27 protein-coding genes and 5 tRNA genes are annotated in these 25,472 nt (G+C 46.7%); 2 read left to right on the top strand and 30 right to left on the bottom strand.

Annotation, left to right across the window (positions count from 1 at the left end):
- Positions 1-35: 35 nt before the first annotated feature.
- The 4 genes from rplL to rplK form a co-directional block, all read right to left on the bottom strand.
- Positions 36-413, bottom strand: a complete 378-nt coding sequence (gene rplL / locus K2Q26_01030; GenBank protein ID MBY0314070.1) for a 50S ribosomal protein L7/L12 — start codon at positions 411-413, stop codon at positions 36-38.
- A gap of 37 nt (positions 414-450) precedes the next feature.
- A complete protein-coding gene (gene rplJ / locus K2Q26_01025) occupies positions 451-975 on the bottom strand; it encodes a 50S ribosomal protein L10 (GenBank protein MBY0314069.1) in 525 nt (174 codons plus the stop codon).
- Between the two features lie 201 nt (positions 976-1,176).
- Entirely contained in the window at positions 1,177-1,884 is a 708-nt protein-coding gene (rplA, locus tag K2Q26_01020) for a 50S ribosomal protein L1 (GenBank protein MBY0314068.1), read from the bottom strand.
- A gap of 30 nt (positions 1,885-1,914) precedes the next feature.
- Positions 1,915-2,340 (bottom strand): 50S ribosomal protein L11, encoded by a 426-nt coding sequence (rplK, locus tag K2Q26_01015; protein ID MBY0314067.1) that lies wholly within the window; start codon positions 2,338-2,340, stop codon positions 1,915-1,917.
- Positions 2,341-2,704: 364 nt separating this feature from the next.
- On the opposite strand from rplK, the gene K2Q26_01010 reads away from it, so the two are divergent.
- Positions 2,705-3,826 (top strand): hypothetical protein, encoded by a 1,122-nt coding sequence (locus tag K2Q26_01010; GenBank protein MBY0314066.1) that lies wholly within the window; start codon positions 2,705-2,707, stop codon positions 3,824-3,826.
- Between the two features lie 8 nt (positions 3,827-3,834).
- Here the strand turns inward: K2Q26_01010 and K2Q26_01005 are convergent, their stop codons facing one another.
- The 11 genes from K2Q26_01005 to K2Q26_00955 all read right to left on the bottom strand — a co-directional run bounded on the left by K2Q26_01005 (position 3,835) and on the right by K2Q26_00955 (position 9,892).
- On the bottom strand, positions 3,835-4,308 hold the full coding sequence (locus tag K2Q26_01005) for a GNAT family N-acetyltransferase (protein MBY0314065.1): 474 nt from the start codon (positions 4,306-4,308) through the stop codon (positions 3,835-3,837).
- 14 nt (positions 4,309-4,322) lie between these two features.
- Positions 4,323-4,856, bottom strand: coding sequence for a transcription termination/antitermination protein NusG (nusG, locus tag K2Q26_01000; GenBank protein ID MBY0314064.1), 534 nt, complete (start codon positions 4,854-4,856; stop codon positions 4,323-4,325).
- Between the two features lie 22 nt (positions 4,857-4,878).
- Positions 4,879-5,259 (bottom strand): preprotein translocase subunit SecE, encoded by a 381-nt coding sequence (gene secE, locus K2Q26_00995; GenBank protein ID MBY0314063.1) that lies wholly within the window; start codon positions 5,257-5,259, stop codon positions 4,879-4,881.
- A 61-nt stretch (positions 5,260-5,320) separates the two neighbouring features.
- A tRNA-Trp gene (locus K2Q26_00990) sits at positions 5,321-5,396 on the bottom strand.
- 98 nt (positions 5,397-5,494) lie between these two features.
- Positions 5,495-6,688: an elongation factor Tu gene (gene tuf, locus K2Q26_00985; GenBank protein ID MBY0314062.1), complete on the bottom strand. Its 1,194-nt coding sequence runs from the start codon at positions 6,686-6,688 to the stop codon at positions 5,495-5,497.
- 97 nt (positions 6,689-6,785) lie between these two features.
- A tRNA-Thr gene (locus K2Q26_00980) sits at positions 6,786-6,860 on the bottom strand.
- 19 nt (positions 6,861-6,879) lie between these two features.
- Positions 6,880-6,956: transfer RNA gene (locus K2Q26_00975), tRNA-Gly, on the bottom strand.
- A 180-nt stretch (positions 6,957-7,136) separates the two neighbouring features.
- Positions 7,137-7,222, bottom strand: a tRNA-Tyr gene (locus K2Q26_00970).
- A 19-nt stretch (positions 7,223-7,241) separates the two neighbouring features.
- A tRNA-Thr gene (locus tag K2Q26_00965) sits at positions 7,242-7,317 on the bottom strand.
- A gap of 92 nt (positions 7,318-7,409) precedes the next feature.
- Positions 7,410-8,150, bottom strand: a complete 741-nt coding sequence (locus K2Q26_00960) for an RNA methyltransferase (protein ID MBY0314061.1) — start codon at positions 8,148-8,150, stop codon at positions 7,410-7,412.
- A complete protein-coding gene (locus K2Q26_00955; protein ID MBY0314060.1) occupies positions 8,147-9,892 on the bottom strand; it encodes a proline--tRNA ligase in 1,746 nt (581 codons plus the stop codon). The genes K2Q26_00960 and K2Q26_00955 overlap by 4 nt, the downstream gene beginning before the upstream one ends.
- Positions 9,893-10,054: 162 nt before the next feature.
- On the opposite strand from K2Q26_00955, the gene coaD reads away from it, so the two are divergent.
- Complete coding sequence (gene coaD, locus K2Q26_00950) at positions 10,055-10,567, top strand: pantetheine-phosphate adenylyltransferase (GenBank protein MBY0314059.1); 513 nt, start codon at positions 10,055-10,057, stop codon at positions 10,565-10,567.
- A gap of 4 nt (positions 10,568-10,571) precedes the next feature.
- Here coaD and K2Q26_00945 read toward each other — a convergent pair whose 3' ends face one another.
- The 15 genes from K2Q26_00945 to K2Q26_00875 all read right to left on the bottom strand — a co-directional run bounded on the left by K2Q26_00945 (position 10,572) and on the right by K2Q26_00875 (position 25,407).
- The gene (locus K2Q26_00945; GenBank protein MBY0314058.1) at positions 10,572-10,958 is read right to left on the bottom strand and encodes a hypothetical protein; all 387 of its coding nucleotides are present in this window, start codon (positions 10,956-10,958) and stop codon (positions 10,572-10,574) included.
- A gap of 2 nt (positions 10,959-10,960) precedes the next feature.
- A complete protein-coding gene (locus tag K2Q26_00940) occupies positions 10,961-11,413 on the bottom strand; it encodes a hypothetical protein (protein ID MBY0314057.1) in 453 nt (150 codons plus the stop codon).
- Between the two features lie 109 nt (positions 11,414-11,522).
- Positions 11,523-12,890 (bottom strand): sigma-54 dependent transcriptional regulator, encoded by a 1,368-nt coding sequence (locus K2Q26_00935; protein ID MBY0314056.1) that lies wholly within the window; start codon positions 12,888-12,890, stop codon positions 11,523-11,525.
- Positions 12,883-15,105, bottom strand: coding sequence for a PAS domain-containing protein (locus K2Q26_00930; protein ID MBY0314055.1), 2,223 nt, complete (start codon positions 15,103-15,105; stop codon positions 12,883-12,885). The genes K2Q26_00935 and K2Q26_00930 overlap by 8 nt, the downstream gene beginning before the upstream one ends.
- Before the next feature lie 4 nt (positions 15,106-15,109).
- The gene (ribH, locus tag K2Q26_00925) at positions 15,110-15,577 is read right to left on the bottom strand and encodes a 6,7-dimethyl-8-ribityllumazine synthase (protein MBY0314054.1); all 468 of its coding nucleotides are present in this window, start codon (positions 15,575-15,577) and stop codon (positions 15,110-15,112) included.
- Positions 15,574-16,710 carry a 3,4-dihydroxy-2-butanone-4-phosphate synthase gene (gene ribB / locus K2Q26_00920; protein MBY0314053.1) on the bottom strand — a complete coding sequence of 379 codons (1,137 nt, stop codon included), beginning with the start codon at positions 16,708-16,710 and terminating at the stop codon, positions 15,574-15,576. The genes ribH and ribB overlap by 4 nt, the downstream gene beginning before the upstream one ends.
- Positions 16,707-17,315, bottom strand: coding sequence for a riboflavin synthase (locus K2Q26_00915; protein ID MBY0314052.1), 609 nt, complete (start codon positions 17,313-17,315; stop codon positions 16,707-16,709). The genes ribB and K2Q26_00915 overlap by 4 nt, the downstream gene beginning before the upstream one ends.
- A 104-nt stretch (positions 17,316-17,419) precedes the next feature.
- Positions 17,420-18,031, bottom strand: coding sequence for a sulfite exporter TauE/SafE family protein (locus K2Q26_00910; protein ID MBY0314051.1), 612 nt, complete (start codon positions 18,029-18,031; stop codon positions 17,420-17,422).
- Entirely contained in the window at positions 18,024-19,418 is a 1,395-nt protein-coding gene (ccoG, locus tag K2Q26_00905) for a cytochrome c oxidase accessory protein CcoG (GenBank protein MBY0314050.1), read from the bottom strand. The genes K2Q26_00910 and ccoG overlap by 8 nt, the downstream gene beginning before the upstream one ends.
- Before the next feature lie 7 nt (positions 19,419-19,425).
- Positions 19,426-19,980 (bottom strand): c-type cytochrome, encoded by a 555-nt coding sequence (locus K2Q26_00900; protein ID MBY0314049.1) that lies wholly within the window; start codon positions 19,978-19,980, stop codon positions 19,426-19,428.
- 1 nt (position 19,981) lies between these two features.
- The gene (locus K2Q26_00895) at positions 19,982-20,152 is read right to left on the bottom strand and encodes a hypothetical protein (GenBank protein MBY0314048.1); all 171 of its coding nucleotides are present in this window, start codon (positions 20,150-20,152) and stop codon (positions 19,982-19,984) included.
- Entirely contained in the window at positions 20,149-22,257 is a 2,109-nt protein-coding gene (gene ccoN, locus K2Q26_00890) for a cytochrome-c oxidase, cbb3-type subunit I (protein MBY0314047.1), read from the bottom strand. Before ccoN ends, K2Q26_00895 begins: the two co-directional genes overlap by 4 nt.
- A gap of 5 nt (positions 22,258-22,262) precedes the next feature.
- Positions 22,263-22,418, bottom strand: coding sequence for a cbb3-type cytochrome oxidase assembly protein CcoS (ccoS, locus tag K2Q26_00885; GenBank protein MBY0314046.1), 156 nt, complete (start codon positions 22,416-22,418; stop codon positions 22,263-22,265).
- The gene (locus K2Q26_00880; protein MBY0314045.1) at positions 22,415-24,676 is read right to left on the bottom strand and encodes a heavy metal translocating P-type ATPase; all 2,262 of its coding nucleotides are present in this window, start codon (positions 24,674-24,676) and stop codon (positions 22,415-22,417) included. The genes ccoS and K2Q26_00880 overlap by 4 nt, the downstream gene beginning before the upstream one ends.
- Positions 24,677-24,720: 44 nt before the next feature.
- Positions 24,721-25,407 carry a Crp/Fnr family transcriptional regulator gene (locus tag K2Q26_00875; protein ID MBY0314044.1) on the bottom strand — a complete coding sequence of 229 codons (687 nt, stop codon included), beginning with the start codon at positions 25,405-25,407 and terminating at the stop codon, positions 24,721-24,723.
- Positions 25,408-25,472: the final 65 nt, after the last annotated feature.

The raw sequence follows: 25,472 nt of genomic DNA, 5'->3' as shown, positions 1-25,472 counted from the left end.
CTTAACGCGATGTGCGTAGAAACTGCGCGGAGCAATTATTTCACTTCTACTTTAGCGCCCGCTTTTTCTAAAACTTCTTTCATTTTAGCAGCTTCTTCTTTAGTTACGCCGGTCTTAACAGCTTTAGGAGCTCCTTCAACGAGATCCTTCGCTTCTTTAAGGCCAAGACCTGTAAGAGTACGAACTTCTTTGATCACGTTAATTTTTTGAGCGCCGCCATCCATTAACATCACGTCGAACTCAGTCTTTTCTTCAGCAGCAGCTGCAGGAGCTCCGCCGCCACCAGCAACCATTGCAACAGGTGCAGCAGCTGAAACGCCCCATTTTTCTTCGAGTTCTTTTACAAGACCCGCGATTTCAAGGACAGACATGTTAGATAGAAAATCGATTACATCATTTTTACTTAAAGCCATTTTAGCCTCCGAATATTTATTTAAATTAAATTAAAAATTAACCTTTATCTTTTTTTGCATTCATTACGTTCAAGAAACTTCTTGGTGCCGCGCTCATGAGGCGTACCATTTGTGTCGCTGGTGCGTTCATCACACTCAGTAACTGACCACGTAGAGCATCTTTGGATGGAAGAGTCGAAAGATACTTGATCTTTGCTTTATCAAGCTTTTCGCCTTCCATAACACCCGTCTTGAGCTTGAGATTCTCGATCTCGTCGCTCAATTGCGAAAGAGCCTTGGCAGAAGCACTGATGTCTTCGTATACGAAAACGAAAGCGTTCGTACCCACCAACTCATTAGCGATAGCAGTCTCACTTTTGGGGTGGTTTTTAAGGGCTCGGATTGCGAGGGTGTTTCTGACAACTTTCACTTCACACTGAAGTGCCGTCAGTTTTTTTCTGACGTTTGTCACTTGCTCCACATTCATGCCTTTGTAGTCGACAACAAATGTAGCCTTAGCGCGTCCCATTTTATCTGAAAGTGACGAGATTTCTTCGTCCTTTTGGGCGCGTGTAGTTAACATTCTTTTCCTCCTTCTAGCTTGGCCGTGTTTAATAACGCCGAGCTGGATTTCTGCGATCAGTTGTTTTACGGAGGCTTCTTACGAAAAAAGCTTTTACCGTCTCCATAGGCCCTGCGATTTCACCCGCTGGTTTAAACGATCTCCTTAAAAGAGATCGCACCTAATTTCATCGACCGCGCGATTTTTATAAACTTTTATAGATTAAGGTTGAGCGAGTAAGCCCTGAGCTTGTTGCATATCCATGGTCACGCCGGGGCCCATTGTGGAGGACACAGCGATCTTCTTAAGATACACACCTTTGCTCGTAGCAGGTTTAGCTTTTAGAACAGCTCCAAGCAGAGACATAAAATTCTCTTTTAGCTTTTGAGCGCCCATAGATTTTTTGCCAATTCCCGCGTGCACGATGCCAGCCTTATCAATTCTAAAACTCAATTTACCCTTCTTTTCAGAAGAAACAGCTTCACCGACGTTCATCGTTACTGTTCCTACTTTAGGGTTAGGCATAAGGCCACGAGGCCCTAAAACCTTTGCCACTTTAGAAACCGTCGCCATCATGTCTGGAGTGGCAATCGCTTTATCGAATTCCATCCAACCACCGTTGATTTTTTCAACGAGATCATCGGATCCAACAAAGTCGGCACCGGCATCTCTGGCTTCTTTTTCTTTAGGGCCTTTGGCGAACACCACAACGCGAACTGTTTTACCGATACCGTTGGGTACCGCAACAGCGCCACGAACTTGCTGGTCACCCTGTTTTGGGTCAACACCAAGTTGAAAAGCTGCTTCGATGGTCTCATCGAATTTTGCAGTTGAGGTTTTCATCAATAGTTCGAAAGCCGCATCGACAGTATACTTCTTGCCGGCTTCGACTTCTTTTTTCGCATTCTTATATCTTTTTCCTGCTGCCATTTTTTATCCCTGTTCTTAAAATAACAAAATTTAATCGATAACTTCTACGCCCATGCTCTTACAAGTCCCGATGACTTGATTGACGGCGCTTTGAACTTCGAGACAGTTCAAATCTGGAAGTTTTTGCTCAGCGATTTTTTTGATATCAGCCATTTTGATTTTGCCGACTTTATCCTTCTGAGGCATTTTTGATCCACTCGTGAGCTTGATTGCTTTTTTAATCAAGATCGAAACCGGTGGCGTCTTGGTGATAAATGTGAATGAACGATCTTGATAAATCGTAATTAAAACAGGAATAACCGTATCGCCTTCTTTTGCAGTACGAGCGTTAAACTGTTTGCAGAATTCCATGATGTTAACACCATGTTGTCCCAGTGCGGGACCTACTGGAGGTGCTGGGTTTGCTTTTCCTGCAGGGATTTGTAACTTGACCATTCCGGTTACTTTTTTTGCCATGGCCTGGAGCTCCTTAAATAATAATGTAGAACCTGCAGTATATAGACCACTTGACTTAGTGGTGCAAGCTTATTGGCTACGTTTTTTCGTAGTTTTTTCTGAGATTTCGAAGGGTTCCTCGGACGCGGGCTCCTGCCCTCGCCCGTTTCGCTGGGCAGGAGTCCCAGCGAGCGCTTCACGCTAACGGGAGGTCCTCGGAACCCTTCGAAATCTCAGAAAAAACTACGAAAAAATGAGCGGCAATATGTGACCGTGGGTCAGTGGTGCTGGATTGGGGTCGTTTTATTTTTCGTCGAATATATTGGGAAATATTACAGGCTTGGGGCGTGGCGTTGTTTTTGGGATTGGGGGGAATTAGTATTTTGTGGAAGGATTTTTACGTATGTGGGTTGTTCGAATCTATTTCTTTTGTTTGGTTTTGGGCTTTTCGTCTTTGGGACAGGCTCAGCCAGAAACTGTGGATTTGAATCGCGTGGTTTTAATGGGTGGAATCGAGATCACTCTTCCCCTACTGCCCTCCGATCCTGTTGAGCTTGAGGCCTTCCAGGCGCTCACTCCTGAGGAAAAAGCGTCATTCTATTTTAAACGTAAATTCTTGGTCGAAAAGCTCGCTGCGGGCGTGGCGAAAAAAGGGGTGGGAAGCTCCATTCGTTGGACAAAAGATAAGGTAATGACGGCCGTCCATGCGATCAAAAACCTTTCGTCCCATGCCGAAACTGTGACGACTCCCTCAGAGGCGGCCAATTCTCCTCTGGAACTCAACACCCAAGAAACTGAACTTCGCTTTGATCGTGTGCCCGAAAATATGTCGGAGAAATCTAAGGCTTATGTCGAAGCGACGATCACGAGTTTAGTGAACAACATGTGGAGTAACTCGGTCGGAATCGCGAAGTCTTCGGGGGTGGGAATCACTCTCGTGGGGGGCGTGATCTGGAATACCACTCTCGGAAATTACGGTTATATCATTGGACGAAGCTTATCTATAGATATCGGGGTCGATTTTAGTAAAAACACGGGTTATATGAATTTTTATTACGACAAACAATCCAAAGCTCGAGGAGGTTTCTCCATCGATGTGGGATTGATGTTTGATTTTATGATTCATATGACGGAAGCCGAAAGTGTGCGTGGAGAAATTCGCGAAGCCATCCATCAGAAACTTCCATTGATCGGTTGCTTTCGCTCTGGCCCCAACTACAAAGCCTGGGGCGCACAAATAGGGATCCACGTCGTGGAAATGGCAGGCGCGGTCGCTACTGTTTTTGGCTTTCCGGAGATCGGTCTTACCGTGATCCCGGCCATTCGCGCTTTGGGGATGGCGACGATATATAAAACTTCACTCGAACGAAAAGCCTTAGGAAGTGTAACACTTGCTTCTAATAGCTTGATCCTAAGGAAGTTAGGTCTCAGCGAACTCCAACGTGCGGCGACTCGCCCGAACACCTCAGGCGCCTACGGAAGTTGTCTTCAGCTTTTTTCTCGTTAAGCCTGATCTCACTTTATAAATTTACGGAGAGCAGCTTCATCCATTCTCTGTGTGGTCCACCCGTCCATACCGATGGCACCGACTCTTCTATAAAACTTGATGGCGCCTTCGTTCCAATCCAATACCGCCCATTCCAGACGGCCGTAACTTCTCTCCAAACAGAGATTCGCTAGATATTTGAGAAGAGCTTCGCCGATCCCTCGGCTGCGAAACTGAGGTCGCACGTACAGGTCCTCGAGATAAATCCCTGGTTTGGCTAAAAATGTCGAGTAGCTCTTAAAAAACAAGGCATAACCTGCGGGCTGTCCGTCGAATTCGGCGATAATCACCTCTACACCGTTATTCTCTTCGAACAATGTGCGACGAAGTTGAGACTCATCGGCTTGAACCTCGTGGAGAAGCTTCTCAAATTCCGCGAGCTCGCGAATAAATAAAAGTATGGTCGCTACGTCGGATGTAACGGCAGGACGAATTTTTAACATATTTTTCTTTAAATTTAGTTCTTTTCGACTTGGATAAAGTCGAGCTCTACCGGCGTCGGACGGCCGAAAATGCTCACAGAGACTTTAACCTTGGCTTTTTCGTCATTAATCTCTTCAACTGTTCCGTTAAAGTTGCTGAACGGACCGTCCACAACCATCACAGAATCACCGACAGAGAATGTCGCTTTGGCCTTAGGCTTCTCAGCGCCTTGAACCATTTGCTGAGTGACTTTAAGAACTTCGGAATCAGGAACTGGTTTAGGCTTATCGCCCCCAATGAATCCAGTCACCTTTGCAGCACTCTTTACCAAGTGCCAGTTTTTTTCGTTCATGTTCATTTGAACAAAGATGTAGCCAGGGAAAAACTTTTTAGCGCGAGTCGCTTTTTTGCCCTTAACGAGCTCGACAACGTTTTCAGCGGGAATCAAAATTTCACCAAAAGAATCCTGCATGTTTAATGCGTTTATTCTTTCTTGAATGGCTGTTTTAGCAATGGCCTCACAGCTGGTCTGGACGTTGACAATGTACCATTTTTTATCTGCTGACACGTTACACCTATTTAACCCTAAATTATAAATCTAAAATAAAATCTATCACATTGCCCGAAACTACGTCGAAAATCGACAAGATCAGAGCCGCCACGAAAATGATAATACAAACAACGATAGTTAAAGAACGAGTATCCTTGATGGAGGGCCATACGATCTTACTGATTTCTAGTGTAACGTCTGCCGCCCAAGTCCGAATCTTAGGATTTAAAACCATCACGAAAAAGAAAATAGCACCTACACCGATCGGTAATCCGTGCTGAACCCAAGTTTCGTTAGAGATCCGTGCGAACGTTCCCCAAGTGTTGGATAAAACACCGATGATTGTTTTAGTGACGTATGCCGCAAGCAACGCCCCAATAACAAAACTAATCGTGATAACCTTATTATAACTTTTTTCCATAACTCTCACTGTTTCTCAGTTTTCACGTGCAAGACCTCAAGGTCACGCACCAAAAAACAAATGGCAGGGCAGGAGGGACTCGAACCCCCAACCAATCGATTTGGAGTCGATTACTCTACCAATTGAGCCACTGCCCTATGCACGAACCAATCTCTTGGCTCTTCGGCACGTCACTTTCGTCACGCGCCTAAAAACGAATGCGGAGGTCATCATCCTCCGCACATCAAAGTCTAAATTAATCTGGAAGAACGTCGATAACAACACCGGCGCCGACAGTCTTACCGCCCTCGCGAATCGCGAAGCGTAATTCTTTGTCCATCGCTACAGGCACGATGAGTTCAACAGTCAACTCAACGCGATCGCCAGGCATGACCATCTCAGTTCCTTCTTTCAATGAGCAAACACCGGTAACGTCAGTTGTACGGAAGTAAAACTGAGGACGGTAGTTTGTGAAGAAAGGAGTGTGACGTCCGCCTTCCTCTTTAGTGAGGATGTACGCTTCGCACTTGAATTTCTTGTGAGGCTTGATTGTTCCAGGAGCCGCAAGAACTTGTCCGCGCTCAACTTCTTCTTTCTTAGTACCGCGAAGTAAGCAACCGCAGTTGTCGCCGGCCATACCTTCATCAAGAAGTTTACGGAACATTTCGATTCCAGTCACAGTCGTTTTCACAGTAGGACGGATACCCACGATTTCGATATCTTCGCCCACTTTTACCTTACCGCGCTCTACGCGACCAGTAACAACAGTTCCACGACCAGAGATCGAGAACACGTCTTCCACAGGCATAAGGAAAGGCTTGTCGATAGGACGAGGAGGCTCAGGGATGAATGCATCCACTTGCTCCATCAATTTAAGAATAGCTTGGTAACCGAGTTCACCTTTGTCGCCATCAAGAGCTGCTTTTGCAGAACCTGGTACAACTGGGATTTTGTCGCCGTCGAATTCGTACTTGTTCAAAAGATCGCGAATTTCAACTTCAACTAGCTCTAGTAATTCTTTGTCATCCACGAGATCCACTTTGTTCATGAAAACAACGATCTGAGGAACACCAACTTGACGAGCAAGAAGGATGTGTTCACGAGTTTGAGGCATAGGTCCGTCAGCCGCTGAAACCACAAGAATGGCTCCATCCATCTGAGCGGCACCCGTGATCATGTTTTTCACATAATCCGCGTGTCCTGGGCAATCCACGTGAGCGTAGTGACGATTTTTTGTCTCGTACTCAACGTGAGAAGTAGAGATCGTAATACCACGAGCTTTTTCTTCTGGTGCTTTATCGATCTGATCGTAAGCAAGAGCTGTAGCTCCGCCTGCTTCAGCAAGAACTTTTGTGATCGCCGCAGTCAATGATGTTTTACCGTGATCAACGTGACCAATGGTACCGATATTGACGTGAGGTTTACTTCTATTAAACTTCTCTTTTGACATGTCTATCGCCTCCTATAAGAGCTTGTTAATTATCAAATCCGTTACAAAAAAATTCTAAGCCAGCGTTAGGGCCTCTCGCCGTCACCACTTGAAGGTGTGGTGCCGATGGAGAGAATCGAACTCTCGATCTCGCCCTTACCAAGGGCGCGCTCTACCACTGAGCCACATCGGCCTATAAAGCGCCGGCAAAGTGGAGCGGGAGACGGGTCTCGAACCCGCAACCCTCAGCTTGGAAGGCTGATACTCTAGCCAATTGAGCTACTCCCGCTCAAAAAAATTTTTAAAACATCCGTTTTTTTATTTCGGAATACGACTTTAAGCAACAGAAAGGCGAAAAACGCCGTAATGCCGCTAGATGTTAGTGACCGCAATAAACCGTAATGTTCTGTCGAGTTTCTGCAAATTTCCCGGTTTTGAGATCCTTCGCATACGCTCGGGACGACAAAATTGGTGGAGAGAGAAGGATTCGAACCTTCGAAGGCATACGCCAACAGATTTACAGTCTGTCCCCTTTGGCCACTTGGGTATCCCTCCGCTCGGGAATCTTTAATGATGGTGCTGAATGAGGGACTCGAACCCCCAACCTACTGATTACAAATCAGTTGCTCTACCAATTGAGCTAATTCAGCGCGTATGCAAAAAAGACTTTGCTAACTTTAGACAGCAGGATTTACGGAACTTCGTGAAGTGAGTCAACAAACTTTCAATCAAGTCCACGAAGTTATTTTGATTTCTTGGACCAACGCTGCTGCCGCTGAAACTCACCCAACGCTACACCGACCGAAACAGAGACATTGTAGCTCGCATCAGCAGAGGTTTGCGGAATGCTTAAAACTTCGTCACAGGCCGACAAAACGGTGCTGCGAATTCCCTTTTCTTCGCTCCCGAAGACAAAAATGGATTTCTCCGCAAATTCTGTTTGATATAGAGTCTTCGTTCCCTTTTCGGAGAACCCGTAAACCCAATAGCCTTGCTTTTTAACGTCTTCGAGAAAATTCACAAAATGAATTTCTTGCACGGGGACATGCTCGCAACCGCCTGACGCCACTTTGCTTGCGGCCGGGGTGACTTTTGTGGACCGGTGCTCCGTAATTCCCACACCATTAACGCCCATCAGCCACGACGTTCGGATAATCGCACCCAAATTGTGCGGATCTTCGACGCCGTCGAGCAATACAAATGAGGACGTGCCTTCGCGCTCGGTATTCCATTCGGGAGTGGCCGCCACCGACACCGCCACGCCCTGGTGGCCAAAATCAGTGAGACTATTAAAAAATTTGGCTCCTCGAGCCTGCGGTTTCCCTTTAAATTTTTTGAGCAAGTCGCTCCAAGGAGCTTTTTCGGCTTGATCGGTATTGATAAAACAAACCTCGCGCACATCCTGAGGGAACACTCGGAGCGCTTCCGCGCACGCGTGATCGCCGACAACCCATCTCAATTGTTCGGAAGATTGTTTTCTCATAAGGACTTCTTTGTCTGGGAGCTAGGTTTAAAAAAATTCCGACAAGTTTCGACCATAAATGCACCGGCCTGCTCGATGGGAATCATTTTTTGCTCTTTGGTTTTACGAATAGCAAACTCCACGGATCCCGCCTGTTGAGTTTTCTTACCCATGGTCACCCGTAGTGGAGAACCCAAAAGGTCCGCATCTTTAAATTTCACCCCGGGCCGCTCGTCCCGATCGTCAATAAAATAATCGATATGGTTGTCGTCCAAGATCTGAGTGAGCTGATCAACGGTGCTTAGAATGTCTTCGTCCTTATCTAACAAACAGAAATGCACCACAAAGGGCGCAATGCTCGCCGGCCAGATGATGCCATCTTTGTCGTGAGACTGCTCAATAGCGGCCTGTACCGTGCGTGTCACACCGATTCCGTAGCAACCCATTTCTGTGATTTGAGTATTCCCCGCTTGATCGAGAAATTTGACTCCCATGGGCTCGGCGTACTTCTTCCCGAGATAAAAAATGTGGCCGACTTCACTGCCGCGCACAGATTTGAGTTTGTTGCCGCAGTTCGGGCACGTATCTCCCGAGACGGCCAGGCCGACGTCACCGGTGAACGCGGCTTTAAAATCGCGCCCGATGCACGTGTTTTTGTAGTGAAAGCCATCCTGGTTCGCACCGACGATAAAATTCTTGCGATGAGTTAAGGCGCTGTCGAGAACCACCGGAATAGTGAGCCCGACGGGACCACAACTTCCGGGATGAGCTTTTGAAACCTGGAAAACTTCTTCGTCCGTGGCCAAGATCGGCTCTACAGTTTCTCCGACGACCTTTTTGACCTTAATCAAATTCACTTCGCGATCCCCGGGGCATAAAACGGCCATAAACTGCACATCGCCACCGTGAACGAATTTAACAAAAAATGTTTTCACTAACTCATTCTCTGGAATATTTAAACCCTTCGATAGGGTCGAGATTTTCTTCATTCCAGGAGTGGCAAATTTCTCGAGAGGTAGCTCAGACTCGTTATTTGTTGATGCCGAAGTTACAATCGGAGTGATCTCTTCGTTCGATGCATAATTACAGGATTCGCAGGTCATCAGCTTATCCATCCCCGATTCGGCCAACACCTGAAACTCGTGAGAAAGATTTCCACCGATAGCGCCTGTATCCGCTTCGACGGCGCGAAACTCTAAACCTAAACGCTCGAAGATGCGATGATAAGCACCCCGCATTTTTTCGTAACTTTCGAGGGCTTGCTCTTTGGTCTCATCAAAAGTGTAAGCATCTTTCATTAAGAATTCACGGCCGCGCATAAGCCCAAACCGGGGGCGAATCTCGTCGCGGTATTTCGTTTGGATTTGATAAAGGCTAATCGGGAGATCTCGATAGCTGCGCAAATCTTTACGGACGTAATCGCTGACCACTTCCTCGTGCGTCGCCCCCAAACAGAAATCATGATCGTTCTTATTTTTAAACTTAAGAAGCTCTCCCATGTGCGGCCAACGACCGGACTCGTCCCACAGAGTTCGGGGCTGGACCATCGGCATCAGTATTTCTTGGCAAGAAATACGCGCCAACTCCTCGCGGATGATGTTTTCGAGCTTACGAATCGCTCGTAATCCAAAAACGGAATATGTGAAAATACCTGGGGCGACCTTTTTCATAAACCCAGCTCTCATTAAGAGCTGATGGCTGATAATCTCGGCGTCACTGGGCGCATCTTTAGTAGTAAACTGGAAAGTTTTTGACCATTTCATATGAATTAAAACTACATGGAAAATGGATAGGGGGCAAGGCTTTCAAACTGCCGTTTTCGCTGAGAAAAACTGCTCGAACTCTCCCCGAAACCGGGAAGATTCAGCGGAATCCTGCCGGAACCGGGTTGACTGAAAACTAGGTGTGGGGGATGTTTTGAAGATATGAGCAACACCATCAAAAAAGCGATTTATGCCGGAAGCTTCGATCCTCTCACATTAGGCCACCTCTGGGTGATCAAGAAGGGGGCCGAACTATTTGACGAGCTCGTGGTCGCCATCGGTGAGAATCCGAGCAAGAAATATATGTTTTCAGTCAAACAGCGAAAAAAACATATTGAAGAGGCTCTTAAAAATCATCGCCTCTACAAAAAAATCCGCATCGAAGTCATTAATAATAAATTTCTAGTGAAATATGCGGAAGAGTCCAAAATAGGATACTTGGTCCGCGGAATTCGCAGTAACAAAGATTTCGATTATGAATTGATGATGAACCAGGTGAATCGAGAAATCGCTCCACGAGTGGAAACGGTTTATCTCATCCCACCGAATGATCTCGCTCAGGTAAGTTCAAGCATGGCTAAGGGGCTAGTGGGCCCTGAGGGCTGGGAAAAGGCCATTCAAAAATATGTGCCTGAGAGTGTACGTGCCGATCTTAAAAAAGCCCTTAAGGCCTAGCCTATTAACGACGGAGCTGAGACTTTAGCCTTTTCGAAAGACGATCTAGCTGAAACTGACCGTCAGCAGATTCAATATACTCTTTCTGAAAATCCACACCCACCGATTGCCAAAGTTGAAGAAGCCCGTCGAACGCGCGACGAGCATCCTCGCAGGTCTTTACCTGATCGAGGGATTTGACGTAAATATTAAATCGACCGAGGGGTGGACCGTCATCTCGGTAGGCAATCTCAAAAAAAATAATTCCGTGGGTAAATTTCGCAAGAAGCATCCCCGAGGTGTCGCAATCGTAAATCACCTGCGCGTAATCGGAGATGGTATTGTCGTCGGCCTGGGTCGTAGCTCCAAAAAAAGAAAATGCAAATCCAATGAAGAGAATTTTGAGCATCATACTTAAAGCGCCGGAAGTTGAGTTTTAACAAAAAGATTTACAAAGAATTCCAAGGCTTTTGCCGCATCTGACTGATTGATCGTGGCCATGCAATGTTTAGGACCAAACGAGGTCATAGAGCGGATGACCGAACTCTCTCCCTCGCGATAAACTTTAAATGTTCCGTAAGCTCCGTTGTCGCGATACAGACAGGTTCGAGATTCTGAAGATGCCACCATGGCCTTAGCGATGTAATCCTTGAGCACAATCAGGTCGCTCTTTTCGATATTTCCCGAGGGGATCACTGAGTCCACATCCTTCACGCGCTCCACATGTTCCACAGTTCCGTCGGCTTTCACCGCAAATCGGCTGCCTTGGCCGGCATTTCCAAAACTATATTCTAAAATGGTTTCGTCAGACTTTGCCGATACGGAAAGCGATAGGAGAATCAGAGTCAAAAATGCGATAACCTTCATTATTTTGTCCTTTGGAAGATATCGAAAATTTGCCAGCTTCAAGGGTAAATATCCACTAACTCTAGAAAGTTTGTGGATTTTACAGGTTTGAACAAAATTTAGACGCTGACTATTCGATCTCGATGCCAAAAGATTTTATTTTTCGATGAAGATAACTGCGCTCAAGCCCAATGGCCTCAGCCGTTTTACTGATATTCCCGTTATATTCGCTAATTTTAGCAAGGATATATTCTTTTTCGAATTGGGCCCGAGCATCTCGGAAATTTCCGATTTCGTTGTAAGCCGAGGATGACATTCCTTGAAGTCCAGCGAACTTGATATCATGCACATCGATGGTCTCTTCCGGAGTCAGAATATAAATTCGTTCGATAAAATTTTTGAGTTCCTTTACGTTCCCGGGCCACTCGTAACTCATTAAGAGTTCCAAAGCCGGAGCGGTCCACTTTTTAAGCTCATATCCACTCGATGAAGCAAACTTAGAACTATAATAGTTAAGGAGGGATTCGATATCCGTCTTGCGCGAGCGCAGTGGAGTCAATTTGAGGGGGACGAGATTCAATCGGGCATAGAGATCGGCGTGGAAGCGCCCCTCAGCGACCTCTTTACTTAAGTTTTTAGTGGTGCCGGCGATCACTCGCACATCGAGTTCGATGTTGTGCGATCCGTCCTTGCGTTGAATCTTTCCGGACTGCAAATAGCGATAAATTTTGTCTTGAATCGAAAGATCAAGAGCATCGATATCGTCGAAAAATAAAGTGCCTCGGTGAGCTAAATCAAAACGGCCGCGACGTTCTTCATTCGTTCCGACCAGTGTGCCCTCTTCGTAACCGAATAGCTCACCTTCGATGAGATCCTCTGGAACCTGCGCGCATTTAACATCCACAAATGAATAACTCGCCCGAGGACTCAGATAGTGAATATTATTAGCGACTAACTCTTTGCCCGTACCTCGCTCACCCTCTACTAAAACCCAGTGAGCCGAAGGCGCTAGTTTTACAACCAATTGCTTCAGTTGTTTGAGCTCGTTACTGTTACCTACAATGGCAATATTTTCTCGCAATTTGTAGAGGAGATTTTTCTTTTCAGAGCGTTCTTTTTGAAACGATAAAATATTTTTAAGAAGAATCGAGATTTTATCAAAAGAAATGGGTTTTTCGATAAAATCCCACGCTCCCAACTTTACCGCCTGCACTGCGGTCTCAATGGTTCCGTGGCCCGACATCACGATGAAGTCCACATTTGGAAATTTCTCGCGAGCGATTTTAAGGACGCCGATTCCATCGTACTTCCCTGGCATCCAGACATCAAGTAAGGCGACGTCCGGCTTAAAGGATTGAATTTTAGCGACGCCATCTTCACCGTCTTTGGCTGTTTCTACAATATACCCTTCATCACTTAGGGAGGCGCTTAGCACCTCACGAATCGGTTGTTCGTCGTCGATAATTAAAATCTTTTGTTCGCTAGATTCATTATACATTTTTTTCTTTCTCGCTCATGGTGAGTTTATAAGGCAGCTCGATAATAATATTTAATCCATTGGGTTCGTTAGCACAAGCGCGCACCACGCCACCATGGTCTTCAATAACTTTACTGACAATCGCAAGTCCTAAACCCGACCCCGACGGTTTCGTGCTAAAGTAAGGTTCAAATAACTTAGCATAATTCTCCTCAGGGACGCCGATCCCGTTATCTTTGACGGAAATCTGAACGATCTGCCTCGCAGGGTCCATCATCGTAGTAATTGCAATGAGCGGCGAGGCTTTTTCGGCAACAGCCATCGTCGCGTTTTCGATGAGATTGATCAGGACTCTCTTCACCTGCTCTTTATCAAAGAAGAAGCTGAGCAACTGGGCGTCGGGCTGAATCTCAAAGTGAATTTTTTTGTAAGCCTCTTTGTAAAAGACCGTAACCTGATTAATGAGCTCATTCATATCGTTGAGTTCGCGATTGACCACCGGCATCCGGGCGTAATCCGCAAAAGCATTCACCAGATTCTTCATCTCGTCGGTCTGCTGGATAATCATGTCAATACAGGCCTTAAAAGCTTCGTCATTAATCTGGTGGCCAAACTTTTTTTGCAGCCGTTGCGCTGAAAGCTTGATGGGAGTCAGCGGATTCTTAATTTCGTGAGCGATTCTTCGCGCCACTTCTTTCCAGGCCTCAACTTTTTGCGACTTAAGGACATCCGTGAGGTCATCGATACTCAGGACTTTGCCCACTTCCTCCCCCTTATCATCGGTCAACTTGGAAATTGTAAACAGGGCGGGGAACTCTAAGCCGTTGATCTCAAAGTCCATCTGACGAGTCATCTTGCTCAATTCGTACCGAGACATACTGCTAAAAAGCTGACGATAAAGTCGATAGTAGGTCTCGCCGATGACGTCTTTGAGCGCCCGCCCCAAATAGTCTTTCACTTTGAGTTTAAATAATCTCGAAGCTCGCTCATTGATGGTTGTGATATTATCGTCGGCATCCAGTGAAATCACCGCCGTACTCACGTTAGAGAGCACCACTTCGATATATCGACTACGTTCATCCAAGCGCGCCAGGGTTTGCTGCAAGCTGGTGGTGGCCTGGTTGATCTCGATCTGTGAGGACTCCAGCTGCGCGACCATGGCATTAAAGTTTTTCGCCAGGTCTATCACTTCCGTTTCGCCAAAATTCACTTCCACACGCTCGTAGTTTCCTTGGGCCACTCTTTTGGTCGCTTTGCCTAGCTCGGATAGAGCCTTTGAGAGATGCTGGGCCATATAGAATCCAAACCAAGAGGAACAAAACAAAATGACCAGGGTCATTAATATGAGAATGATGATAAATATCGATCTTAGATTATTCTGAATTGGGCTTCGATCCCCTTTGATATCCTCATAGACCGACCCAATCGTATTCATGTTGGAGATCAGCGACAGCGGAACGTAGGAAGACGCAATGACAACGGCCCGTCGACCCTTTACAGGAACCATCGCGCGAATCAGGTTTCCACGAGTGTATTCGTGGACCGTGCTGGCCTCGGCATTTTGCTTGATGCCTTTTTCTAAAAACTCAATGGAGGCTCGGGGAACTTCGGGAAAGGCCTGGTCGCCCGACATCACTAAAAGCCGTTCATCGACCAAATCATCATAGTACTCCACCGAATCTAGATTATAGATCTGCTGCTGCTGACGAAGTACGTAAAGAATGTCTTGATTGGTTCCTGCATATTGAACCTTCTGGGCGATCATGTGGGCGGCGTAGAAGTTTTTCTTTTTGCTGTCCGCATAGAAATGGGTGGTGACTTCCAAGGCCCCCTTCATCACATCTGTCATCTTTTCGCTAAACCACTTATCGAAACTGGTGTTGATATAAATCACTGAGACGACAAACATCAGAAGCGTTGGAACCGAAGAGAAAACAAAAAAGCTAAGAATAAGCCGCGATCGGAGCGAACTGCCCCCCACGCCGCGCTTCTGCTCAATAAACGCCTTAAAGAGATTTCGAAAAATAAGGAAGAATAACCAAAGTAAAAGAACGAGGTTAAAGTTCACCAGTCCAAAGAAGAAAATGGAGTACTCAAAAGGAAGGTCTTTACTGGTGAAAAAGACTCGGAACTCAAACCACGCGATAATGATGAATAAAAACGTGAGCGCCAGAATGCTAAAGATTTCTCTTTTGCGCTTTCGTTTTTCGGGTTTCGGGAGTTCTCGTGAGAGCACTGGATTATCTCTTAAGCTCTCTGGAAAGAGCGAGCATCTCCAGAGCAACTTGAGCACATTCCTTGCCCTTATTCCCTTTGGCTCCGCCAGCGCGAGCTAAGGCCTGCGGGCCATTCTCCGTCGTGAGAACACCAAAGACCACCGGGATGTTAAACTTTAATTGTAACTCGGTACAGCCGCGCTCCACAGAGTTACAAACATAGTCGAAATGAGATGTCTCGCCGCGAATCACGGCCCCTAAGGTAATGACCGCATCGCACTTTTTACTTTCAATCAACCACTGAGCGGCTAAGGGAATCTCTACCGCTCCGGGAACCGAAACATCAAAGTAAGTGACGCCCACATCGTTCAGTTCCTGCAAGGCGCCTTCGCGAAGCTTGGAGGTGACGACCTCGTTAAAGCGCGAGGTCACTACGCCGACCACGTACTCGTCGGAATGCTTTTTAATTGTTTCGATCTGCCCTTTAATCATATCTTCACCATTTCGTCATTTTGGTATTCGTACACTCCATCGGGAGTGACCACTTTTTCGATTTCTAGTCCGAACCCTTTGAGTCCCACCACCTTGGCGGTGCCTTTGCTCGCGAGCAAGTGGATGCGCTTGATTCCGAGCTTGCGCAGAATCTGCGCTCCAATTCCGTAATCTCGAGGATCCATTTTAGGGGCCGCCGAATTATTTTGTAACGTTCCAGCAAGAAGCGACGAGGCTCCTTCTTTTCGCAAGTACAACAAAACTCCTGACTCAACTTGGCTGATCGACTCAAGAGCCTGGCTAAGCCCTAAACCGGACTGCATGTAGTGGGAATCAAAAACGTCGGCAAGAATATTTTCGACGTGGACACGAACCAAAGTCGGTTCGTCGGGTTGAATTTCTCCCTTCTGAATCACGATACTTTGCGAGTTATCGAGAAGGTTCTTAAAAACTTTAACGGTGCACCCCTTAAGCGTTTCGCTTTGAAAAGGAGTTTGAGCAATTTGCTCCACCAGAGTTTCGTTGTGAACGCGGTAACGAATAAGGTCCTCGATCGTTCCAATCTTAATGTTAAAGCGATGAGCAAATTCAACAAGATCAGGCATGCGCGCCATGGTGCCATCGGGCTTCATAATTTCGCAAATCACGGCAGCGGGATTGAGACCGGCAAGCCGCGCGAGATCGACACTGGCTTCGGTATGGCCTGCGCGCTTAAGCACGCCGCCGTTTTGTGCGCGGATCGGAAACACATGACCTGGCATAATCACATCGGCGGAACGTGCGCGAGGATTAGAGGCGACACGAATCGTATGGGCCCGGTCGGAGGCCGAAATTCCGGTGGAGACACCGGTGGCGGCTTCGATACTCACGGTAAATGCGGTTTTGTTGGGAGAGTTGTTATAATCTTCACCCACCATCAACGGCAATCCTAAGCGATCAATTTGTTGCGCTTCGAGAGCCAAACAAACCAATCCTCGAGCCTCACAAACCATAAAATTGACGGCCGCTGGTGTTACAAAGTCCGCGGCAAGAATGATATCGCCTTCGTTTTCGCGATCTTCGTCATCGATAAGAATAACCATTTTACCATTTCGAATATCGTCGATGATTTCACCGATGGGATTCATCTTCATACATTAACCTCTGCAAGCTTTTGCTCTTGGTAATTCACTACTGCTTTTGCGAAAACATCATACTCTACAGTGACGCGATCTCCGGCTCTCAACCGACCAAGATTCGTTCGCTCAATCGTTTCGGGTATCAAGCACACTTGGAGATCATTTTGAAAAAGTTTATTCACGGTCAGGCTGACACCGTTCAAAGTGACGCTGCCTTTATGCCAGATCAATTTGCGATTAAGATTCTCGACCTTAAAATCAATCACCCAACTTTGGCCTTCATCAACGGCGCTCACTTGAGCCATGGTTTCAACGTGGCCGGTCACCATGTGGCCGTGAATGCGATCACCCATGCGTAAGGATCTCTCAAGATTGATCGAACGATCTCTAAAAGTCTCCGCAGTCCAACCGGTCACCTGAAGAGTTTCGAGGCCTAAAGTAAACTGCATAGAATTTTGATCGAAGTTTTCCACCGTGAGACAAACGCCGTTGCAGCAAATACTATCACCGGGCTTGATATCCGAAAAATCAGAAGGACGTTCCACGGTGAGGCGTAAATTAGATCCTTGATCGACCACTTGAATCACTGGGCTCAATGCCTCGACAATTCCAGAAAACACGCTGACCTCGCTTTGGTCGGAAATCTAGAGTTTCTGGCTCGTTATGTCAAGAAACGCCCCTCTCAAACCCTTTAAATTTGAGATGATTTTTAGGAGTGAAAAAATCACAGGGAGAATTCGATAAAATGCGCCACCACCGCATACATCCCACAGAGAGTAATGAGTAATGTGGCCACTTTTCTTTGGCGGGAGGGAGCCTGGGACACCGCTTGCCTCAAGATGAGGGAGGACCCGGTCAATGCAGGCAAACCACTGAGCCAGAATAAAAATAACACCAGGCTTCCGGTCCATGGGCTTTGTGTCGCCGCGGCCGCCGCCATAAAATAATACAGCCAGCTGCAGGGCAAGAAGACGCTACTGAATCCTAAGATCATTTTTGATGTGTCTCGATGAAAATGGATCTGCGACCATATCCATTTTTGCCAAGCCGAAGTCGTGCCCTTCCACTGATGGACAGTCATCCACAGGAGAGTTCCGCAGAGAAAAAATGCACCGGCCCAACGAAGTTCAGGAGAACGTTGGGTCGAAAGAAAACTACCCATAGCTCCAGAAATCGCACCGGCCAGTGAGTAGCTGAGGCCTCGGCCTAGATGATAACTCCACAGAGACCCTTTGGCAGAGAGCGTGACGCAGATCGGACCGCACATCACAGCACAGTGCCAGCTTCCCATAAATCCGGCCGCCAGAATACTAAGAATTAAAGGCACACTATTCATTGAGTTTCCGATCTGGTCCGATGATCTGAATGGGAATTTCGTAAAGATCATCGGGGCTGCTCACGGACTTCAAGCGAATTTGGGATAAATAAAAACTTCCTACGAATTCGGGCTTCATGCTGACGAAAAAATGAATGGTCTTATCCTCAAAAGGCTTTAATGTGATTGGATTTTGTGCCACCGTTAGCGAACTGCTGGGATCATCCACAGTCATCCCATAGTTTTGTGGTCTCGCCGTTTGATTTTTGAGATGTAAACGAAAGTGATTGGTGACGAGTTCTTCTCCGGATTCATTTCTTGTCACCGAAAACGAATTCGGCTCTCCTCGAAGCAACGAAAAACTGAGAGCTGGTCGATCAATAATATTCCAAGCGAGCGCGACGAAGGATGCCAGAATGATACCGACGTAAATCAAATTGCGCGGCCTCTTCCACCAGTTCTGACGCTGTTTTGAAACCGAATCATAACGAATGAGCCCTTTGGGCTTTTGAACTTTCTCCATGATCTCGTCACAGGCATCGATGCAAGCGGTGCACGCAATACATTCCATTTGTAAACCGTTTCGAATATCGATCTTTGTTGGACAGACTTGCACGCATCGGTTGCAATTCACACAATCACCCACCGACTCTCCGGCTCGCAGAGGTGAACCGCGACGTGGTTCTCCTCTCTGGGAATCATAGCAAATGGAAAGAGACTCGGCGTCGAGTAATACGCTTTGCACTCGCCCGTAAGGGCACATGATGATGCAAAACTGTTCTCTAAACCAACCGAAATCAAAAACAAGCAGTCCCGTCACGCTCATCACGAGCACAAAGTAACTCCAGTTTTCTGTGGGAGTTCTCTGCATCATCGCGATCAGCTCTTTCGATCCGACGAAATAAGCAATAAAGCTATGGGCAATGAAGGCCGAGACTATAAAAAACAAAAACCACTTTATTGTTTTCAATCTCAACTTGCGGAGAGACATCTCCTGTTTTTGAAGTTTTATTCTTTCCAACGCAGATCCCTCGATCCACTTTTCGATGCGCCGAAATATCCCATCAATGAATACCGTTTGGGGACACGCCCAGCCACACCAAACTCGTCCCCATACCGCGGTTAAAAATGCCAAGCCGACGGTAAGTATGGCTAAAATAAAAAATATCAGAGGAGCATCATGGGCAAAAAAACGAAGCCCGAAGATGGCGAACTCTCGGCGCGAGATATTGAGCAAGACGGCTTGGCTTCCGTTAATACTAACCCAGGGAAGCAGCAAGAACAGCAGCAGCAAAATCACTTGGGTCTGCGTTCTTCTCTTTTGCCAAACTCCCCGAACCTCGAGGGGAATGATCGGAACTCGCCCCCCAAATTCGTCGAGACTTTCCAATCTTTCGTAGTCGACCATAATTACCCTATTCTACAGCTTCACCCTGAGGCGCTTTAGGATTTTCAGGCTGACTTCCAATTTTACTTTTAACAAAGGCGGCGACAGCAAGGACTTCTTCCGTCTTGAGTGCCTCTTCCCAGGCCGGCATACCTTTCTCAGGAACTCCTTTACGAATGAGATGAACTAGGTCCACGCGAGTCCCTTTTCCATGCAACCAAAACTTATCTGTAAGATTGGGACCGATCATTCCTTGAAGATGGACTCCATGGCAGGCCGAGCACGTGGCCGCGTAAACTCGAGAACCCGTCTCGGAAACGCCCTCGAAGGACATCATTTTTTCGAGCTCCTCTTCCGTCTCGATGACCGCAGTCCCTTTAGACGTTTGCTTCAGGCCTTCGATTCGTGCCAGCGCGGCCTCCAACTCTTGATACTGATTGGTGCCAGGACTGAGTTCGTAATGAATATAATAAATAAAAGCGAAAAATATTGTCGCAAAGAAAGTGACTAGCCACCATAGAGGCAGCGGATTATTGTATTCGCGAATCCCATCGTATTCGGGCTCTCTGATTTCGTCTCTCATCTCACTCATGATCCTCTCCCTCGAATGGCATATTCTGAATCACCTCATAAATTTCCTTATTGGGTTTAAGTGATGTCCAAATCACCACCCCAAAAAAGTAACAGAGAAAAATTATCAGACCCAATGCGGTCCAATTCATATGTTCAAACTGTGCGAAGGCTAAGGCTTTCATTTCCCAACTCCTTTTTGACCTAAAGATTGGAGGTAAGCGATCAGGGCAATGATTTCTTTTTTCTCTAGGCCTGCCGGGCCTCCTTGCTCTTCGAGTTCCTTTGCAATTTCGAGCGCTTGTTTTTGGGCCACGATATCTGCATTGGCGACGGTGTCATCATCATAGGGAACTCCCAACATTTTCATCACCGACAATTCTTTGCGAAGCGGAAGAAATGGAGTGTCCTTCTCAAGAAGCCAAGGGTAACTCGGCATGATGGATTTTGCGGTGATGACTCGAGGATCATTCATGTGGCGGTAGTGCCAAAAGTGGGGATACTTTTTTCCGACCCGGGAAAGATCAGGCCCAGTTCGCTTGGATCCCCATTGAAAGGGTCGATCATACATCGACTCTTCGATGGTCGATGCGGGTCCATACCTGAGAACATCAAAGGCCAAGGGACGAATCTGTTGTGTGTGACAAACATAGCAGCCTTCTTTGATATAAATGCTTCGGCCAGCGAGCTCCAAAGGAGTGTACGGGTTGACCGCCATGTTGGGCCTTACATACTTATGGAGCGAAAGCGTTGGGTAGATTTCGATGATACTTCCAACTAAAATGGCAATCACCGAAAGCACGGTGAATACCGTGGCCATGCCCTCGAGTTTGCGATGACCTTCTTCAGACTCTGTCTCTTTTGAATAGAGGACATTCACCTCAATCGCCTCTTCTTTTTCCTGAGCCGGAGCCTGCTGAATAGTTTTGATAAAGTTATAGACCATGATGAAGAAACCAATAATGAATAGTCCTCCACCGAACGCTCGCACCCAATAGAGAGGAACAATTCTCATCACCGTCTCTACAAAGTCGGGATACATCAGTTTCCCTTGAGCCGTGATCCCCATCCACATTAAGCCTTGAGTGATCCCCGCCGCGGACATAGAAATGTAGTAGGCAAGTACGCCCAGTAGAGAAATCCAAAAATGCCAAGTGGCAAGTTTCAAACTATAGAGTTCCGTTTTCCAGAGTCGAGGGACAAGATAGTACATCATTCCAAACGTCAGCATTCCATTCCAACCCAAAGCGCCGCCGTGGACGTGACCAATAATCCAATCTGTATTGTGCGCCAAAGCACTCACCGATTTGATGGAGAGAAGAGGGCCCTCGAAAGTCGCCATACCGTAAAACGTGACGGCCGTGACTAAAAATTTGATGATCGGATCGGTTCGTAAAAGATGCCAAGCTCCACGGAGAGTGAGTAAGCCATTGATCATTCCTCCCCAACTGGGAGCCCAAAGCATTAAACTAAAGATCATTCCCAGTGTTTGCGCCCATTCCGGAAGCGATGTGTAGAGAAGGTGATGCGGACCGGCCCATATATAAATAAAAACGAGAGCCCAAAAATGAATGATCGATAATTGGTAAGAGTAGATCGGGCGATTTGCAGCTTTAGGAATGTAGTAATACATTAAACCTAAAAAAGGAGTCGTCAGAAAAAAAGCGACGGCATTGTGACCATACCACCACTGCACCATTGCATCTTGAATGCCCGCATAGACCGGGAAACTCTTCATCATGGCCACAGGGATTTCGATGGAGTTCACAATATGAAGGACGGCCACCGTCATGATCGTTGCGATATAAAACCAAAGGGCCACGTACATGTGTTTTTCTTTTCGTCGCGCCAGTGTCCCGAAAAAATTAACTGCGAACACCACCCAGATCAGAGCTATGGCGATATCAATGGGCCACTCGAGCTCCGCATACTCTTTCGATTGGGTATATCCGAGAGGTAGAGAAATGGCCGCAGCCACAATGATCAGCTGCCAACCCCAAAAGTGAATTTGGCTGAGCACATCGGAAAACATTCGAGTTTTCGTCAAGCGCTGGGTCGAATGGTAAATTCCGGCAAAAATCGCATTCCCTGCGAAGGCAAATATCGCGGCATTGGTATGAAGTGGCCGCAAACGACCAAAAGTGATCCACTCTAGATTCAAGTTCATTTTCCAATGAGCCAGTTGTAAGGCGGCGAGAAGACCAAATAGAAATGCGGCCCCTCCCCAGATCATGGTCACTATTAAAAACTTTTTAACGATCTTATCGTCGTACACAACTGCCGTTTTCATTGTATTCACTTTCCTTTCTCGTTGGTTTCATCAAAAAGAATCCGATGGGCTGGCGTTTCTAGATCATCAAACTGTCCATACTCCAGGGCAAAAAAGAAGGCGGCGAGAAACCCGAAGCCCATCACCAGAGCCATGGGTATCATTAAAGCAAGAATCGTCATTTCCAACCTCCCATCGTGGATATCAGCAAAGCTAAAGAACTGAGCGGCATAAGAACTGCGGCCGCTAAAGGATTAATAAAACCGAGGAGCGCGCAGGACCCAGCGACGATATTATAGGTCAGCGCAATCATAAAATTACGATGGAGAATCGCTCGGGCCTTGGCGCTGATTCTTAAAAAATCTTCGATACTTTTTAAGCCCGGCTTGAGCAAGTAGATGTCGGCCACTCTTAAGCTCATCTCCATACTTCCCTGAGCCGCAACGCTAATGAATGCATGTTTTAAAGCCGGAGCATCGTTAGCGCCGTCTCCGACAAGCATGGCGCGAGGATGAGCCTCGATGTATCTCAATTTATCAAAAGGCTTCTGGTTGGAAAAAGTACTGGAAGAGTCTATCCCCAACTGGCGAGCAACGTCTTCAACCCGAGACGCTTCATCCCCAGACACGATCGCTAACTTAAAGCCGGCATTGAGATTGTGAATCACTCTCTCTGCCTCGGGTTGTAATTCATCAGTAAAGAAGAACGTTGCGACGTGGTGGTTGTTCACTTTCAGATCAATAGTAAGATGTTGGGCTTTGGGTCCGGACTGTACGCTATATATTTTTCCATCTTTAAGACCGTAAACTTTTTCGCCAATGACCTCGTGGATGTCACTCACCTCATGGTCCATCACTTCGGTCTCTGGCCAAGCCGCGCGAAAAGCAAAGGCCACGGGATGAGACGAAGACCTTTCTAGAGCTAGAATAATGCGCTTATACTCAGGAGAAAGAATCTCTGGAGAGCTTCCGATCAACTTTAATCGTCCAGTAGTCAAAGTTCCTGTTTTATCAAAAACAATATCTGTTAAATGTTGTGCCTTCTCAAAAACATCTACACTTTTAAGGAGAAGACCCGCTTTGCGCGCCTCAAGTAAAGCTCGATGAAGTGTCAGTGGAGCCGCAAAAGCTAAAGCGCAGGGACAGGCCACAACCCAAAGAGCCAGTGCCCGTTGGAAACTTTCCTCGACGCTCACAAACGAATACGAAAGGATGAACAGAAATCCAATACCGATCACTGTGAGTATTAACTTTTGCGCGAAGGAATCCATCTTTTGCACAAAAGCACTTTTGTGAAGCGAATCTTTAGAAATCATCTCGAGCATTTGATGTAATTCACAATCCACGAGACGAGTTTTCACTTGGACTTTTGCGGAAGGACTGAGAAGTCTAAGGCCACCATTCACTTTCATTCCGCGGGTGTAGACCTGTGGATGACTTTCCCCAGTGACCAACGAACTGTCCCAAAGCGCTGATGATTCGACAATGGATCCGTCAAAAGGTAGGACTTGATTTTTTTGAATCTCGACAATTTCATCGACTACTAAATCTTCCGGGGATTTATAAACTTGGTTTTGCCCGTCCAGAACAAGATAGGATTTGTCCCAAATCGAATCCTGGGCTTTGAGTTTGTTTATTGTTTTGTGCTGTGCTTTTTTGACTCGGTAGCGACTCAGCAGAATGAGGAAAATAAAACTGGCCGTAGAATCGTAATAAACTGCACCCGATCCTCTCCAAAGATTGATCGTCGAAAAAACAAAACTACCGACCAAGGCCAGCGACATGGCAGAATCAATATTTACCGTCTTGGTTTTAAGGGCTCTCCACGCTCCGGCATAAAACACCTGAGCCGAATAGAACAGTATCGGTAAAAAAAGCAGTCCGCTGAGCCAGAGGAAGAGATGGCGATAAGGTTCTTCGACGCCGGCATAAACCGGTATCGTGAACATCATCATATTTCCCGTGCATGCTCCCGCCACGGCAATTTGTTTTAACCACCGACGATTCTCTTGGAGGAGATGATCGGTCGAGCTCTCTTTTGTTTTAAGAATTTGGGGGGAGTATCCTAAATCTTCGATTAAGGAACAAAGTTCCGAAAGCGGAAGAGTCCTTTGAGCTTTCACTTGGAGTTCGGAAGTTCCAAAATAGACGGTGGACTCAATGATAGAAGATTCGAAATGAGGAAGCTTCTCGAGCAAGTGGACGCAGGAAGAACACTGGAGATCGGAAACATAAAAACGATAAATCTTTAATCCCGCGGGATCCTCACGGAAATACTCCTTTTGGACAGAGGGCGAATCGAAATGAACCCATTTTTGTCGCAATTGGTTTTTCGCATTTTCTGCGATGGTATGGAATTGACCTTGGTACAGAATAGAACACGCCTGACAGCAGAAGGAAATCCCTGTGACGGTAGATTGTTGGCAATAGAGGCATCCCATTTCTCCAAAGTAGCTCTGAGCTCTTTAGAGAAATATGATGGCCGTCATACTTGCGCTTTTTCTTTGATTTTATTTTTATTGATGATCTGAATGCGACGTCCATCTTGTTGAATCCAGCCGCTTTTTTCAAACTGACCTAAGGTCCTCATCACCGTCTCCGGGGTCGTTCCGGCCCATTCGGCAATTTCACGCCGGGTCCACTCTTGGTCCTGAAAATGATCCATTAAAAAGAGAAGAGCCTCCGCCACTCGCTCCGGCGCTTCCTTATCGATTTGATACATCCATTTTTCTTCAGCCAGCCGCAAATCCTTTGCGAGATAGCTCATCAGGTTCAGAGCCGCTTGAGGCTGGGTGGTTGCGATTTTAAGAATATCGGATTTAGGAATAAAACAAAGCTGGGAATCTTCCACAGCAATGGCCGAAGCCTGATAAGGCTCATTGGCAAATAAGGATCGGTAGCCGAGGATGGATCCGGGACCCATTAACCTCAGTGTATGAGCAGACCCCTTGGGAGAATTGACTTCCAATTTCACCAGACCACTTTCGATGGTGTAGATCCCGACGGGACTATTTCCTGAGTAGAAAATATATTGATCGGTCTTGAAACTCACCATAGTTCTCACCTGGCTAATGGCTGAAACCACTTCGTCCAATGAGCAAAGAGGATTGAGATGCCGTGATTCGCAATGAATGCAATCGTCGGGCTGTGGGTTGCAATCTTTTTTCGTCATCCCTGCAATTTAGCCGGTTTCCGTCAGTTTGACTACCATTTTGGGCGCACCTCCTATTCCCCTGA

This window comes from Bdellovibrionales bacterium (assembly GCA_019750295.1).
Taxonomy (GTDB): domain Bacteria; phylum Bdellovibrionota; class Bdellovibrionia; order Bdellovibrionales; family JAGQZY01; genus JAIEOS01.
Note: the sequence above shows the minus strand (reverse complement) of the source record. Positions and strands in the feature narration are given on the sequence as shown.

Bases quoted from the DNA above. Each gene is read 5' to 3' on its own strand.
- rplL (MBY0314070.1), bottom strand. From the start codon at position 413: ATGGCTTTAAGTAAAAATGATGTAATCGATTTTCTATCTAACATGTCT.
- rplJ (MBY0314069.1), bottom strand. From the start codon at position 975: ATGTTAACTACACGCGCCCAAAAGGACGAAGAAATCTCGTCACTTTCA.
- rplA (MBY0314068.1), bottom strand. From the start codon at position 1,884: ATGGCAGCAGGAAAAAGATATAAGAATGCGAAAAAAGAAGTCGAAGCC.
- rplK (MBY0314067.1), bottom strand. From the start codon at position 2,340: ATGGCAAAAAAAGTAACCGGAATGGTCAAGTTACAAATCCCTGCAGGA.
- K2Q26_01005 (MBY0314065.1), bottom strand. From the start codon at position 4,308: ATGTTAAAAATTCGTCCTGCCGTTACATCCGACGTAGCGACCATACTT.
- secE (MBY0314063.1), bottom strand. From the start codon at position 5,259: ATGGAAAAAAGTTATAATAAGGTTATCACGATTAGTTTTGTTATTGGG.
- tuf (MBY0314062.1), bottom strand. From the start codon at position 6,688: ATGTCAAAAGAGAAGTTTAATAGAAGTAAACCTCACGTCAATATCGGT.
- K2Q26_00960 (MBY0314061.1), bottom strand. From the start codon at position 8,150: ATGAGAAAACAATCTTCCGAACAATTGAGATGGGTTGTCGGCGATCAC.
- K2Q26_00955 (MBY0314060.1), bottom strand. From the start codon at position 9,892: ATGAAATGGTCAAAAACTTTCCAGTTTACTACTAAAGATGCGCCCAGT.
- coaD (MBY0314059.1), top strand. From the start codon at position 10,055: ATGAGCAACACCATCAAAAAAGCGATTTATGCCGGAAGCTTCGATCCT.
- K2Q26_00945 (MBY0314058.1), bottom strand. From the start codon at position 10,958: ATGATGCTCAAAATTCTCTTCATTGGATTTGCATTTTCTTTTTTTGGA.
- K2Q26_00940 (MBY0314057.1), bottom strand. From the start codon at position 11,413: ATGAAGGTTATCGCATTTTTGACTCTGATTCTCCTATCGCTTTCCGTA.
- K2Q26_00935 (MBY0314056.1), bottom strand. From the start codon at position 12,890: ATGTATAATGAATCTAGCGAACAAAAGATTTTAATTATCGACGACGAA.
- ribH (MBY0314054.1), bottom strand. From the start codon at position 15,577: ATGATTAAAGGGCAGATCGAAACAATTAAAAAGCATTCCGACGAGTAC.
- ribB (MBY0314053.1), bottom strand. From the start codon at position 16,710: ATGAAGATGAATCCCATCGGTGAAATCATCGACGATATTCGAAATGGT.
- K2Q26_00910 (MBY0314051.1), bottom strand. From the start codon at position 18,031: ATGAATAGTGTGCCTTTAATTCTTAGTATTCTGGCGGCCGGATTTATG.
- ccoG (MBY0314050.1), bottom strand. From the start codon at position 19,418: ATGGTCGACTACGAAAGATTGGAAAGTCTCGACGAATTTGGGGGGCGA.
- K2Q26_00900 (MBY0314049.1), bottom strand. From the start codon at position 19,980: ATGAGAGACGAAATCAGAGAGCCCGAATACGATGGGATTCGCGAATAC.
- K2Q26_00895 (MBY0314048.1), bottom strand. From the start codon at position 20,152: ATGAAAGCCTTAGCCTTCGCACAGTTTGAACATATGAATTGGACCGCA.
- ccoN (MBY0314047.1), bottom strand. From the start codon at position 22,257: ATGAAAACGGCAGTTGTGTACGACGATAAGATCGTTAAAAAGTTTTTA.
- ccoS (MBY0314046.1), bottom strand. From the start codon at position 22,418: ATGACGATTCTTGCTTTAATGATACCCATGGCTCTGGTGATGGGCTTC.
- K2Q26_00880 (MBY0314045.1), bottom strand. From the start codon at position 24,676: ATGGGATGCCTCTATTGCCAACAATCTACCGTCACAGGGATTTCCTTC.
- K2Q26_00875 (MBY0314044.1), bottom strand. From the start codon at position 25,407: ATGACGAAAAAAGATTGCAACCCACAGCCCGACGATTGCATTCATTGC.